This window comes from Otoolea muris, from assembly GCF_943193115.1.
GTDB lineage: Bacteria > Bacillota > Clostridia > Lachnospirales > Lachnospiraceae > Otoolea > Otoolea muris.
On sequence record NZ_CALPCY010000005.1, the window covers coordinates 44,436 to 57,300 of the forward strand.

Genomic DNA, 12,865 nt, shown 5'->3' on the forward strand with positions numbered 1-12,865 from the left:
GTCCCCTTATTCGTTTCGTCCCAGGCTCTGTATAATGGAAAACTCCTTTTGGTTCGTCCGGGCGGATTTGTATTTCCCGCTCCCGCCCTCTCCAAAGCCCTTTAAAAATGTTTCATCAAACGGCTTTATGTGATGATTATCGATAAACCTTACATTCCCAAAGCCGTCAAAGACCTCATGGCAGACCTCGATATCGCTCGTGATCAGCGGCATTCCTGTCGTCGCTATTTCACAGGCCATCACACCCTGTGCGTCGGTTCTTGTCGGCATCAGCGCATAGCGGGATTTGTCAAGATACTGCAAGATTTCCGTGTGAGCCAGAACATCGTTTATCCATTCCAGATTGTCTGCTTTCCTGTTGTATGTAAAATACTTCCCTCTTCCGATTAAAAGAAACTTCTTTTGGGGATTTAAACCGGCCAGCTCATTAACAATATCAACCGCATATTTCGAGTTATCCAGGTTTCCTCTTATAGTGATAAAATCGTATTCCTTCTGGGAATCCTTATCAAACCGGCTATTTTCAAACATCTCTCCTACTGCATTGTAAGTCACAGAGCAGTGATTTTTCATCTCCTCATCCGAAATGCCGGTTGCCGCCATAAACTGACGCTTCATCCACCCGCTTACAAAAAAGAGAAACAGGGAATTCATATGTTCTCTTATAAATTGCGTCCAAAGCCTGATTTTTAAACAGTCGTATCCATTCTGGAGAAGCTCTTTTGCAGGATTTTTCTTTTCAAACGCATACGGCTCTGAATAGACCTTATTTATGTTCAAGATCTCATGTCCATGAAAAAACATGACTATCTTTCTAAAACAGCGCCCATATTTTTTCAGGAAGAAATATTGATGGCGGATATTGGCGGCATGACAGATTAAAATCGAGTCCTTCCATTCATGCTTTCGGCACAGGAAATCCTGTTTTGTTATGACGGAAATTCCGTCAAACTGGTAGGAGGATCTGGCTGAATCGCTTATCACCTCTACCGCAGCGCCGTTGTTTTGATAATACTTCACCCGATTATGTACAAAAAAGGCGGAGGCCTTGTTTTCAGGGGTCGGGTAATATTCCACCATACACCAGATTTTTCGTTCCATCTTTGTCCCCTCGCACATCGATCTTTCTCACAGCCCTTGCCGGAACTCCCGCTGCCAGCGTATATGCCTCAACATCCCGTGTCACCACTGCTCCGGCGGCTACCATGGCGTATTCTCCTATTGTGACGCCGCAGACAATCGTGGCATTCGCTCCGATGCTGGCCCCGCGCTTTACCAGCGTGCGCCGATACCCCTCTCTCCCCTTCGGGAACTCCGCGCGCGGCGTCAGGTCATTGGTAAATACGCAGGAAGGCCCGCAGAATACGCCGTCCTCCAGCTCCACGCCTTCGTAAACAGAGACATTGTTCTGAATCTTGACCCGGTTTCCGATTTTTACATGGTTTGATATATTCACATTCTGCCCCAGCGAGCAGTTATCTCCGATCCGCGCGCCGCTCTGGATGTGGCAGAAATGCCATATTTTCGTTCCGGAACCGATCTCCACATCATCGTCAATATAGCTGCTTTCATGTACGAAATACTTGTTTTCCATCAGAATTCGCCTTTCATATCCCCGCATGCAAAGTCCGTCAGGGGAAGTCTCACCGCCCTGCCTTCCTTCTGGCTTTTATAGACAGCCAGCACCAGCTCCAGCGCATCGCGTCCCGCGCGCGCGTCCACATAGGGGGCCCGATCGGTCCGGATAGCGTCCGCCATATCCGCAAACAGGCTGGTATGCCCGTTGCCATATACATTTGCAGCCGCTTCACGGAATCCCTTTTTCGCCTGATCCGCATCCGTTTCGTCGTCAAATTCCCACACATCTATCGAATTCGTGGATGTTCCGCCGATTTTTACAGTTCCTTTCTCGCCAAAAACGTAAAGCGTCTCTTCCAGATTTCCGGGGTAAACGTTTGTCGTACCTTCGATGGTGGCAATCGCGCCGTTTTTGAAACGGATCACCGCCATTCCCACATCCTCGGCCTCCAGATAGGGGTGGAACTGCCGTCTTGTCTGGCCGTACACCTCCTCGATCTCCCCGCCGAATGTCCAGCGCAGCAGGTCAATGCCATGGATGCACTGATTCATCAGCGCGCCGCCGTCCAGGGCCCATGTCCCTCTCCAGGGGGCCTGCTGATAATACGCCCGGTTCCGGTTCCAGCGCACGTGTACCGAGCCGTGCGACAGACGGCCAAACCGCCCCTCCTCCAGAGCCCTGCGCATGGACTGGACGGCAAGATTAAATCGGTTCTGGTGGCAGGCGCACACCTTTACGCCCTGTTCCTGCGAACAGCGGATGATAGCATCCGCGTCCGCCATGCTCATGGCCATGGGTTTTTCGATGATCACATGGATTCCATGGCGGATGCAGTATAATGCGATCTCTGCATGGCTGCCGCTTTCGGTTGCAATGCTGACAAGCGTTGGCTTAATGTCATGTACCAGCGTTTTATAATCCGTAAACCGCCTGATCTGTCCGTTCGTCTGAAGGCCATGCGCCTCGAGAAGCGTCTCCATCCGCTCCGGTAAAAGATCACAGACAGCCGTTATTTCCAGATGATTGTTTACGGCTGCTTTCATATGGTTCGTAGAAATTCTCCCGCAGCCGATCAGTGCGTATCTCATTCGACTTATCCCTCCATGTTTTCTTCCATAATCCGTATCATCCGCTCCGCTGTATGTCCGTCTCCAAACGGCTGATATGTGTTGTCTATCTTCTGTGAGGCCGCCAGTTTGTTTAAGATATCCCGTGCGTCCGCCCTGGCGAGCTGGTTGCGCTTTGCAGCCATTGTCTGCGGCCAGATAACCCGGTCAAACACGGTTACGCACTGTTTTCCTGCAAAAAAAGCCTCGCACTGAAGCCCTCCGGAGTCTGTTACCACCTTTTCACAGCGTTTTAAAAGCTTAAGCGATTCCATATAGCCAACCGGCTGGATCAGACGGATCCGGTGAAAACCGTGTTCCCTGCACAGACGCGCGGCCCGCTCCTTATTTCTCGGATGAACCGGATAAACCGTGGGGGCGTCCAACTCGTTCATTGCGGTGAAAATTTCCAGAAGCGGCTTATCGCTGCATGTGTTCTCCTGCCTGTGGCAGGTGAGATAATAATAGCGATCCGGCAGGACAAGCGGACGGTTATCGAAATCAACGGCCGGACGCAAATCTGTCTGCAGTCCGTCCGCATAGAGATAAGAGTCATACATGAGGTTTCCCACCGCGTAGACATTGTTTCCAATGCCTTCCTTCTGCAGATTTCCTTTTTCCAGATCCGTCGGTGTAAAAAGAAGGCGGGAAACGTGATCCGTCACAACCCGGTTGACCTCCTCGGGGTTGCTCAGCGTCCCCATCCTGACGCCGGCTTCCGCGTGCGCAACCGGTATATTCAACTTAACGGCTGCCAGCGCGCCTGCCAGAGTGGAATTCGTATCCCCATAAACCAGGCACCAGTCCGGTTTTTCCGCAAGCAGCGCCTGCTCGATTCCTGCGAGCATGGCGCCTGTCATTTTTCCATGCGTTCCGCCTGAAATCCCCAGATAATACCTTGGCTTCGGTATCTTTAGCTCCTCAAAAAATATATCTGACATATTTGCGTCAAAATGCTGGCCGGTATGTACCAGAATTTCCTCATGTATTTCTGCAGCCGCCCTTGAAAAAGCGGCTGCCTTGATAAATTGAGGCCGCGCGCCTGCCACTGTCACTATCTTCAATGCCTCACCTCCGGTAAAATCCTGTTACAGAACCTCGATATTCCCGCGCGGTTCCAAACCCTTCATCACATTTTTCGTATCAAAAACAGCCCTGGCATGCCTCTGGATCATAGCGTAATCCACATTGCTGTGGGCCGCTGTTACCATCACCAGATCAAACGATGCAACGATCGCCGGGGAAATGGCTTCAAGCCCTTTAACCGTCTCCCCATGATAGCGGTAGGAACGGATATACGGATCATAGTATTCCACCTGCGCCTGCTCGTTCCTGAGAACTTCAATCACACGCAGCGCCGGGCTCTCGCGGTAATCGTCAATATCCTGCTTATACGCCACCCCCAGAACAAGAATCCGGGCATTTTTCAGGGACTTTTCATGGTGGTTGAGAATCCGCCCGGCCCGTTCCACGCAGTATTCCGGCATCCGGTCATTGATCATCATGGAGCTCTCGATCATGGAGGTGTGGAAGCCGTATTCCCTCGCTTTCCAGGAAAGATAATACGGATCCAGGGGGATACAGTGCCCGCCCAGGCCAGGCCCGGGATAAAATGCCTGGAAGCCGTAGGGCTTTGTCTTTGCCGCATCAATCACTTCCCAGAGGCTGATGTCCATCCGGTCGCAGAGCATGGCCAGTTCATTGACCAGGCCGATATTGATATTGCGGTATGTATTCTCCAGGATTTTTTCCATCTCAGCGACTGCGGGAGAAGAAACCTCGAACACGTCCCCGTCGAGAACGGCGCGGTACATAGCGGCAATGACCTCTGTCGCATCCTTTCCGACGCCTCCGACCACCTTGGGCGTATTTTTTGTCTTATAAATCAGGTTTCCGGGATCCACGCGCTCCGGTGAAAATCCCAGATAAAAATCGATTCCGCACTTAAATCCCGAACCCGACTCCAGAAGCGGCCGCACCAGCTCCTGCGTTGTTCCCGGATAGGTCGTTGACTCCAGCACAACCATGGTTTCCTTCTTTAAATAACGGGCGATTTCCTCGACGGAATGCTTTACATAGCTGATATCCGGCTGCTGGTGCTTATCCAGGGGAGTCGGGACGCAGATCGCGATAAAATCCATGTCTTTCATAAAGGAAAAGTCCGTGGTGGCTGAGAGCATCCCTTGTTCCACCAGAGTTTTCAAATCGCTGTCCACCACATCGCCGATATAGTTATGACCTGCATTTACCATATCCACTTTCCCGGCCTGGATATCAAAGCCAATCGTTTTAAAGCCGGCCTTTGCCTTCTCCACAGCAAGCGGAAGCCCGACATAGCCAAGCCCCGCCACCCCGACACGGATACATTTTTCTTCTATTTTCTTTAACAGATTTTCCTTTATGCTCATTGCTCTGTCTCCTCAAATAATGCGGCAAACCGGGCCGCTAATGTTTTGTATTCAAAATGTTCTGTGGCGGCCTTTCTCCCATTCTGCCCCATCCGCTCCCTCTCCGCTTCCGGCAGATTCACCATTTTTAAAATACCTTTCGCCAGGTCATCGACTGATTCTGCCTTCACCGAAATTCCGCAGGAAAACGTTTCTATATAATTATCCGGCGCTTCTGCCGCATAAAGGATCGGCCTTCCTGCCATCATAGAATCAAACAGTTTATTCATACAGATCCCAAACCGGAACATATCGTTTTTCAAGGCGCCCACATACAAGGCGTCAGCCAGGCTGGTCAGAGATGGGACAGCCCGTTTCGGCACAGGAGGAAGAAATACAAATGCTTCTTTGCATGTCGTTTCAGCCAGGCGTATCAATGCCTCCTTCTCGATTCCATTTCCCACACAGATCAATGCAATTTGGGGCGCTTCTGTCTTCTGAACTGCCCGGATCAGCAGATCGATTGCATAGGATTTTGTAAAGCTGCCAAAATAAAGAAGTATGAATTTTCCCTGGCTTTTCAGAGCCTCCATCTGCTTTTTATGTTCTGCAGGAAGCGGGAGCGCCTCCTCCCATTCCTCCTGCGCGATCCCGTTTGGTATGGTTTTAAATTTTTCTGCTTTCATCCCGTGGCGGATAAAGTACGATTTCGCATGGGGAAGCAGGGAGACGACATAATCGGAATGACGGCAAAATGCATTCTCCGCTATCTGCATCAATATAACAAATGGGTGCGTTTTCTTCATTCCTCCCGCTTCTATAAGAGTAATCGGCCACATATCATGCACTTCATGGATTACCCTCGCCCCGCAAAAGCGCCTGATCCGCTGCGCGGCATACGTATCGAGCGGATAAGTCGAGGAGGCGATCACCACATCCGGCTTCCAGTTTTCGGCAATCCACTTCGCCTTCAGCCACAGCTTTCCGGCAAACCGGAGCATCGTAACAGCCCGCCGTATCCCGTTTCCTCTGTAATCTCCGGTCCGGAGCCAGTGGTAATGGATTCCGTCTATGACTTCTTCCTGGAAATCCCTGGCCACACATGGATTTTTCATGCGAAGATGGGAAAAATCCCCGGCCGCGATCCGGACGGAATATCCCATGTTTACCCATTCCCTGGCAAAGTAATAGGGGCGGAATTCCATTCCCATCTCCACACTGCCGGCATAATGATTCAGCAATAAAATATTCATCCTGTTTTATCTCCCTGACAGCGTTTTCGACAAGCATAAGCCTGTATATCCTCTGGTGTCTGCCGCTTTTTTTCCTGACATCCTCTCACAACCCTATATTCCGCCGGATACCCAAACCGCTTCACCCCGCACATCCGCGCCGCGATGACAGCCATCGTCCGCAGGATCAACCCTGCATCATAGCGAAGGGAGGCATGCCTTACATAATATAAATCCATCTCCAGCTTCACGGGCAGCAGCCGTTCGATGTACGCCTGCTCTGCATGGCTTCCCTTTAAAAGCGCCTCCCCGTGCGTATAAAGAAAAAGGCTCCCGGGGCCGGCCAGCCCGGGCAGGACGTCAAGCGTATGCATCTGCCTCTTCGTATAATGTGTTTTCACAATCGATACATCCTCCGGCCGGGGGCCGATTACCGCCATATCCCCCTTTAATATATTGACAAGCTGCGGCAGCTCATCTATTTTGGCCTTCCTCAGAAAGCCTCCAAAGGGAAATACCCGCGGATCGTCTGCGGAAGTGATCCGGCCGCCATGGCCTGTTTCTTTTCTGCCTGCGCCTTCTGCCCCGGCTTCCTTTTTCCGCCGTCCCTTTTCTGTCCGCGTCCCTTCCTCCATCGTGCGGAATTTATACATGATAAACGGGACGCCTCCTTTTCCCATCCTCTCTGCCCGGAAGAGGATCGGCCCCTCGCTGCTCAGCCTGATCCCGGCCGCGGCAAATAAAAATACCGGGGACAGCGCGAGAAGCGCTCCAAGGGCCGCTGCCGCGTCCAGGCAGCGTTTTACGTTCCCATACCGCTTTTTCGCACGTCCCTGCCTGCCGCCCTTCACGTCTCCTCCCGCCGCCTTCACTTTAAAATCCTCCGTATCGTCATAAACGCCTCCGCCGCGTCCAGGCAGCACTGATTTCCCCAGAAATGCGCCGCAAATTCCAGCGCTTTTACGGAACGCGGGTGCGGATACGCTCTTACCTCGCTCTTATAGCATTGAAACGCATGTATTTTCCTCTCCAGAACACCGCTGATATCAGACCAGGTGTCCGGGACAAAGCTCCTTGGATACGCCCATTCCGTGCTGCTTACGGTATAAAAGCAATAAAATTCCGTAAGCTGCCCGTCAAGCGGCCGGAATGCAATATTCGCCGCCTCGAATACGATCTGGTGATCCCGGTTCGCATCGCCTCCCCACTGGCAGTAGACGATATCCGGCCTGTATTCCCGTGATATTTCTTCCAAAGGGCGGATGAGCTCTGTCAGCGTATAGGTATCCAGCCTCTGATCCGGATACCCCAGCGTGATGGGACGGGAAACACCGAGTATCTGCGCCGCTTCGGTGATCGCCTCATCCTGCCCGGAGTTTTTTCCGTACCGCAGCGATTCCCCCTCGCACATCAAAACAGTTCTCACACAGTCGCCGTTGTCTGCATGCTTTATAACCGTCCCGCCGGCGCCCAGCAGCTCGTCATCCGGGTGCGCCGCCACAACCAACACCCTGTGCATTCTCAAACCTCCCCTCCCATACTGCCTCATGCAGCCGTTTTCCCGAACAGATCCCCCCTGAATCCTCTATCTCATGGAGGATCAGAATCCCCTGCTTTGCCGCAACCGCGATTCCGCAGCAGGCCGGATCCGGGGAATATACATTTCCCAGGATTGTGCCCGGCGGCTTTCCCGTCTCTGAACCTGCGAGCAGCGCGCAGCTCCAGATCCATATCTTTTCATGGCCCAAATATGTAAATGCGCCCGGGTATGGCCTTGTCAAGGCGCGGATAAAATCATAAATCTGTTTTGCCGTTTTATCCCAGTCAATGACGCCGTCCTGCGGCCTGCGCCTTGGAAGAAGCGGCTCATCCTGCGCCCCGTGCATCCATCCCTCTTCGCCGCCTGTCCCGCGCCGGATCTTCTCTTCCCCGGCGGCCAGCCGTTCCAGCAGCCTGACAAGCATGCTTTCATTTGTCCTGGCCACCTTTTCATAGACAGAGCGGCATGTATCGTACATGGTAATCGGAAATTCCATCTGGGAAATGATTTCTCCTGCGTCAACCTCCTCGCTCAGCCACATGAGTGTATTTCCGCCTCTTGTCTCACCGCGGATGATGGCCCAGTTTACAGGGGCGCTTCCCCGGTTGTGCGGCAGGAGGGAGGCGTGCGTTCCCACGGTTCCGATGGACGGGATTCTCAGCAGCCGCTTTGGCAGTATTTCGCTCCATCCGAGCACTATCAGCAGATCCGGGCGCAGGGAGTCTAGCAGATGATACGCCTCTTCTCCTTTGATGCTTGAAATCTGGTATATGGCTACGCCATATGCTTTGCACAGCTTTTCGTATTCCGTTGAGTATGCGCTTCTCAGGCAGAGCCGTTCCCTCTTAAGCGTCAGGAAAGCCGCAATTTCCACGCCCTTTTCCAGAAGGCGCCGGAAGGCCGGCACGCCTTCCTCGTGAAAACCGATCCAGACGATTCTCATTACTGCATCCTTCCTCCTTTCCCAAACCGATGCCGCCTCACCGCCCGCAAATCCGCCTGTAACACGTTTCAAACACCTCCCCGATATATCCCATCTCCTCATCCGTCAGCCGTGTGTGCAGCGGCAGCGTGATTTCATTTTCATACTGATGAAAAGCATTCGGGCAGTCCTTTATATCAAATCCAAGTTTTTTATAAGCGGTATGCATCGGCAGCGGTTTATAATGCACGTTGGCCGCCACCCCGCGCTCCGCCATTTCCGCAATCAGGCGGTTTCTGAAATCCTCTGTTTTCCCGCTCAGCCTGACCAGGCAGAGATGGCGGCTTGAGGAAAAATCCGGGCCGTCGTGACGCAAAAGCTGAACCGGAAGCGCGGAAAGCATCTCCTCATATTGGTTCAGAAGCTCTCTCCTCCTCGCAAGCATTCCCGGATAGCGTTTTAGCTGCGCCAGGCCGATGGCGGCCATGATGTCGGTCATATTGCACTTGTAGGCCGGCATAACGATGTCATACTCCCACGCCCCGGGCTTTGTCTTTGACAGCGCGTCCTTGCTCTGGCCGTGCAGGGACAGAAGCATGAGCTGGCGGTAGATCCATTCATCATCCATCCCCGCCGCCCGGGCTTCCTCCGGAAGCGGCTTCCACACCAGCGCGCCGCCCTCGGCAGTTGTTAAGTTCTTGACCGCGTGGAAGGAAAAGCTGGTAAAATCAGCCGCCTGCCCGCACGGCGTCCCATGGCGCGACGCGCCGAACGCATGCGCCGCATCCGCTACCACGGCTATACGGCCGAACGCCTTTTGGAGCGGGCTCTGGGGATGAAACAGCGCCCGTTTCTGTTCTGCAATTGCAAGGATCCGCTCATAATCGCACATCACCCCCGCGATATCAACCGGAATGACTGCCTTTGTCCTCTCTGTGACCGCCTCTTCCAGCCGGTCATAGTCCATATGGTATGAGCCCGGCGCTGTATCAATCAGGACCGGGCGCGCGCCTGTATGGAGGATGACGCTCGCGCTGGCAGAATATGTATAAGCGCTTGTGATCACCTCATCCCCGGGCCCGATGCCCAGAAGATGCAGCGCCAGCTCCAGGCAGGCCGTCGCGGAATTCAGGCAGGCCGCCTTTTCTGTATGCGTAAATGCTGCGATCCCTTGCTCAAATTCCTTTGTCTTCGGCCCTGTGGTAATCCAGCCGGAGCGAAGCGCCTCTGTAACCTCCCGTATCTCTTCTTCTGTGATATCCGGCGGTGAAAATGGTATATTCATCATATTGGTTCCTCCTTTTATCCGCTTGATCTATTCTCGGAATCTCAGCCGTAAAGGCAGGCGCGGGGAGACTCCGAGAGTACATCGCTGTCCTTTATAAGCTCCACGCCAAACAAAATCCGCTGCGTCCGGTTAAACAGGGGAACCTCCACGACGGCAAAGCGCTTGTGCAGGTTCAGCCTGACCAGCCGATCCAGATACGGTAAAAGAGCTCCCTGTGTCTCCACAATTTCCCGCTCCGCCCCAAGCGTAATCCGGCTCATGCCCATCACCTCTGTAAGCTCCTCGCCGCAGACATCCTGAAGAAACGCCAGATCCGCCTGTTCCACGGGAACCATGGCCGCTCCCGCGCCGCCCCGCCCCCGCCGTCCGTCTTCCGGGACGCTGCCCGCCCCTATGCCGAGCGGCTGCGGAAAAGCGCGGCTCTGTAAAAGCGCTTTGGAAAGCTCCTCACACCGGGCGGTTTTTACAAACACATACCCCGGAAACAGAATTTCCTCCATCCTGTGCCATGTCCCGCCGGAACGGAACGCCTTCGCCCTTCTTGGAACCGCCAGACGGCTGAAAAGCTCCCCGCCCAGCCTCCTCTCCATAAGTTCGGCCGCGGCAGCCTCATATTTACCGGCAGCGCTTAACACATACCATTCCTCCATCTCAAACGCCCCCTTTGCGGATGATACCGTATGCCTGTATGCGGTATCATGCCCTTCCGCACAGTTACGGATTTCGTAGAATACGTTATTCTACGAAATCCGGCGCATAAAAACTTATTCTATAATCTGATATTTTTGGTGTATAATTTGAAATTAAGAAAATTATAAAGATTTTTATCAATATTATTAAACATTATTACAATAAAATCCCATTGAAATAAGCGGGAAAGCGTAGTATAATGAATAAAAATTTCCTAGAATAACGTATTCCACGAAACAGAACATCCCTGTCTGTAACAGCACATCCCTCTGCGGCTGCATTTCCGTTGGATTTTCCCTGTAATTGTTGGATGAAACTTGATTTTTGAAAGAAAGGTTTCACGATTTGATTTTTGAAAATAGTATAGATCGATTTTAATTTCTTTACATTATTATTTTAAAATCCATATTATTTACAAAGTTTTTAGAAAATGGTTTTGTAAGGTTATTTAAATCGTATTATAATAGTATTTCACGATTTATCCGCCTGGGAACATAATGTACTCCCGGAATCTCACAAAATCAGATGCGGCGAGATTCCGGGAGTACATCATAGCCCGCGGCTTTCTCCCAGAGGGGCGGCGGATTAGTAAGAAATTACATAGTAAGAAAGCTCTAAGCCGGTTCGCCCGTTGGGAGATTCAGCAGGATCCTTGTCACAAACATCCCGTTCTCCATCGAAAAATCCGTTTCCCCATCGTAGCGAGAGGCGGCCTTTAGGATGCTGAACACCCCTGTTCCCCCGCCTTTATCCGACTGGGGCAGTCCCTTGTGAAAACTCGCCGGGGCGCTGGTATTGCAGCACTGGATCATGATCTTATTTCCCTTTTGGGCGATATATATGCGGATTTCCTGCTCCGGGCAGCCTGAAGCGGCGCATCCGTGGATGGCGTTTTCAAAGATATTGGCAAGGATCGCGACCCAGTCGATATCCCGGACCGGAATGCCTTCCACCACTCTCACATCCATTAAGACGCGGATATCCTGGCTTCTGGCCTTTTTAGCATAGGCGCACAGGATGCTGTTGACCGCCCGGTTCATGCAGACTTCCTCTGCATTCCGGTTCGCCACATCAGCCCCGTACTCTTCCAGATAGTCCAAAAGCTCCCCAAACTCCCCCTTACTGAGGTATTCCTTGATTAAGAGGGTGTGGTGGCGCACATCATGGCGGATCCGCGCCGCCTCCTTCTCTGATTCTTTCATCAGCTCCATCTGCTGGTGCAAAAGCTGTTCATTAACCTCCAAAAGCTCCTTTTCCGCCTGATAGTAGTGTTCCTGCCCCAGATGGATATACAGATGCAGAATCGCGTACTGGAGCACGCCGGCCATAAACAGGATCAGGAAGGCCCGCACCATATTGAAAATGGAAAAGCCCTGCAGGTTTGGCCAATACGCCATGATTGCGCCAAGCATCACGGACACGAACAGGGTTACGGCGCTGAACATATCCATCTCTTCAATCAGGAAATCAACGCCGCCTAAAAACTGCCTTCTGAACTTTTTCCAGGTGATAATCAGAATGACAGCGCTGCACAGAAAACGCACCAGAATATCAACCAGCGCGTTTCCATCAAACGCCCAGCGCGCCACATCCACGCCGCAGAAGGTTGATACCGAAAACAGATAGAATGCCAGGGCCATTTTATAGAGTGAAAGGTAAAGCACTTCGCTGCTCATCAGGCTGCAGAATATCCCGATAAGCGGCAGCGTGGACAGCGCCGCATACTGGACAAAGCTTTTATTTCCGAAAAGATACCACAGGCTGTAGGCTGTAACCAGGGAAACGCCGAACGCAATATAACACCCTGTCGTTTTTTTCATGGAAAACCGGGGGCGATCCAGCATCAGAAAAAAGGACAGCATCAGTCCTGCGCTAATGGTATTGCGCAAAAGCGCGAGCCAAAATGAACCTCCCAGCATAGAACCAACCCTCCCTTACATGTTCTGAAATCTTGAATTGGCACGGTTCAGGCTGTGGATTAACAGAAGCAAATCAGGTGCAGATGGATGAATCGTAGTTTGGACATAGCTTGACACCACAGACTGAATCGTAACCTGAACTTACTATATCATTTCTGTCGGATAAATTCTACATAATGGGATATAAGGGGATTTTTTAGGG

The 12,865-nt window shown here is 52.0% G+C and carries 12 protein-coding genes; all 12 read right to left on the bottom strand.

Annotated features, from left to right (window positions below; genetic code table 11):
* Window positions 1-6: 6 nt before the first annotated feature.
* The 12 genes from NFS31_RS05060 to NFS31_RS05115 all read right to left on the bottom strand — a co-directional run bounded on the left by NFS31_RS05060 (window position 7) and on the right by NFS31_RS05115 (window position 12,663).
* Window positions 7-1,101 carry a glycosyltransferase gene (locus NFS31_RS05060; protein ID WP_251492273.1) on the bottom strand — a complete coding sequence of 365 codons (1,095 nt, stop codon included), beginning with the start codon at window positions 1,099-1,101 and terminating at the stop codon, window positions 7-9.
* A complete protein-coding gene (locus NFS31_RS05065) occupies window positions 1,055-1,594 on the bottom strand; it encodes an acyltransferase (RefSeq protein WP_251492275.1) in 540 nt (179 codons plus the stop codon). Before NFS31_RS05065 ends, NFS31_RS05060 begins: the two co-directional genes overlap by 47 nt.
* A complete protein-coding gene (locus NFS31_RS05070; RefSeq protein WP_251492277.1) occupies window positions 1,594-2,667 on the bottom strand; it encodes a Gfo/Idh/MocA family protein in 1,074 nt (357 codons plus the stop codon). Before NFS31_RS05070 ends, NFS31_RS05065 begins: the two co-directional genes overlap by 1 nt.
* 5 nt (window positions 2,668-2,672) lie before the next feature.
* The gene (gene wecB, locus NFS31_RS05075) at window positions 2,673-3,740 is read right to left on the bottom strand and encodes a non-hydrolyzing UDP-N-acetylglucosamine 2-epimerase (RefSeq protein WP_251492454.1); all 1,068 of its coding nucleotides are present in this window, start codon (window positions 3,738-3,740) and stop codon (window positions 2,673-2,675) included.
* A 33-nt stretch (window positions 3,741-3,773) separates the two neighbouring features.
* A complete protein-coding gene (locus NFS31_RS05080; RefSeq protein ID WP_331482518.1) occupies window positions 3,774-5,093 on the bottom strand; it encodes a nucleotide sugar dehydrogenase in 1,320 nt (439 codons plus the stop codon).
* Window positions 5,090-6,325 carry a glycosyltransferase family 4 protein gene (locus tag NFS31_RS05085; protein WP_251492279.1) on the bottom strand — a complete coding sequence of 412 codons (1,236 nt, stop codon included), beginning with the start codon at window positions 6,323-6,325 and terminating at the stop codon, window positions 5,090-5,092. The genes NFS31_RS05080 and NFS31_RS05085 overlap by 4 nt, the downstream gene beginning before the upstream one ends.
* Window positions 6,322-7,176 carry a sugar transferase gene (locus NFS31_RS05090; protein ID WP_251492281.1) on the bottom strand — a complete coding sequence of 285 codons (855 nt, stop codon included), beginning with the start codon at window positions 7,174-7,176 and terminating at the stop codon, window positions 6,322-6,324. The genes NFS31_RS05085 and NFS31_RS05090 overlap by 4 nt, the downstream gene beginning before the upstream one ends.
* Window positions 7,173-7,823: a PIG-L deacetylase family protein gene (locus NFS31_RS05095; RefSeq protein WP_251492283.1), complete on the bottom strand. Its 651-nt coding sequence runs from the start codon at window positions 7,821-7,823 to the stop codon at window positions 7,173-7,175. The genes NFS31_RS05090 and NFS31_RS05095 overlap by 4 nt, the downstream gene beginning before the upstream one ends.
* On the bottom strand, window positions 7,786-8,787 hold the full coding sequence (locus NFS31_RS05100) for a methionyl-tRNA formyltransferase (protein ID WP_251492285.1): 1,002 nt from the start codon (window positions 8,785-8,787) through the stop codon (window positions 7,786-7,788). Before NFS31_RS05100 ends, NFS31_RS05095 begins: the two co-directional genes overlap by 38 nt.
* Window positions 8,788-8,824: 37 nt before the next feature.
* On the bottom strand, window positions 8,825-10,054 hold the full coding sequence (locus NFS31_RS05105; RefSeq protein ID WP_251492287.1) for a DegT/DnrJ/EryC1/StrS family aminotransferase: 1,230 nt from the start codon (window positions 10,052-10,054) through the stop codon (window positions 8,825-8,827).
* A 41-nt stretch (window positions 10,055-10,095) separates the two neighbouring features.
* Entirely contained in the window at window positions 10,096-10,704 is a 609-nt protein-coding gene (locus NFS31_RS05110; protein ID WP_251492289.1) for a transcription termination/antitermination NusG family protein, read from the bottom strand.
* Between the two features lie 654 nt (window positions 10,705-11,358).
* The gene (locus NFS31_RS05115) at window positions 11,359-12,663 is read right to left on the bottom strand and encodes a sensor histidine kinase (protein WP_251492291.1); all 1,305 of its coding nucleotides are present in this window, start codon (window positions 12,661-12,663) and stop codon (window positions 11,359-11,361) included.
* Between the last annotated feature and the right edge of the window lie 202 nt (window positions 12,664-12,865).

Bases quoted from the DNA above. Each gene is read 5' to 3' on its own strand.
- NFS31_RS05060 (WP_251492273.1), bottom strand. From the start codon at position 1,101: ATGGAACGAAAAATCTGGTGTATGGTGGAATATTACCCGACCCCTGAA.
- NFS31_RS05065 (WP_251492275.1), bottom strand. From the start codon at position 1,594: ATGGAAAACAAGTATTTCGTACATGAAAGCAGCTATATTGACGATGAT.
- NFS31_RS05070 (WP_251492277.1), bottom strand. From the start codon at position 2,667: ATGAGATACGCACTGATCGGCTGCGGGAGAATTTCTACGAACCATATG.
- NFS31_RS05080 (WP_331482518.1), bottom strand. From the start codon at position 5,093: ATGAGCATAAAGGAAAATCTGTTAAAGAAAATAGAAGAAAAATGTATC.
- NFS31_RS05085 (WP_251492279.1), bottom strand. From the start codon at position 6,325: ATGAATATTTTATTGCTGAATCATTATGCCGGCAGTGTGGAGATGGGA.
- NFS31_RS05095 (WP_251492283.1), bottom strand. From the start codon at position 7,823: ATGCACAGGGTGTTGGTTGTGGCGGCGCACCCGGATGACGAGCTGCTG.
- NFS31_RS05100 (WP_251492285.1), bottom strand. From the start codon at position 8,787: ATGAGAATCGTCTGGATCGGTTTTCACGAGGAAGGCGTGCCGGCCTTC.
- NFS31_RS05105 (WP_251492287.1), bottom strand. From the start codon at position 10,054: ATGATGAATATACCATTTTCACCGCCGGATATCACAGAAGAAGAGATA.
- NFS31_RS05110 (WP_251492289.1), bottom strand. From the start codon at position 10,704: ATGGAGGAATGGTATGTGTTAAGCGCTGCCGGTAAATATGAGGCTGCC.
- NFS31_RS05115 (WP_251492291.1), bottom strand. From the start codon at position 12,663: ATGCTGGGAGGTTCATTTTGGCTCGCGCTTTTGCGCAATACCATTAGC.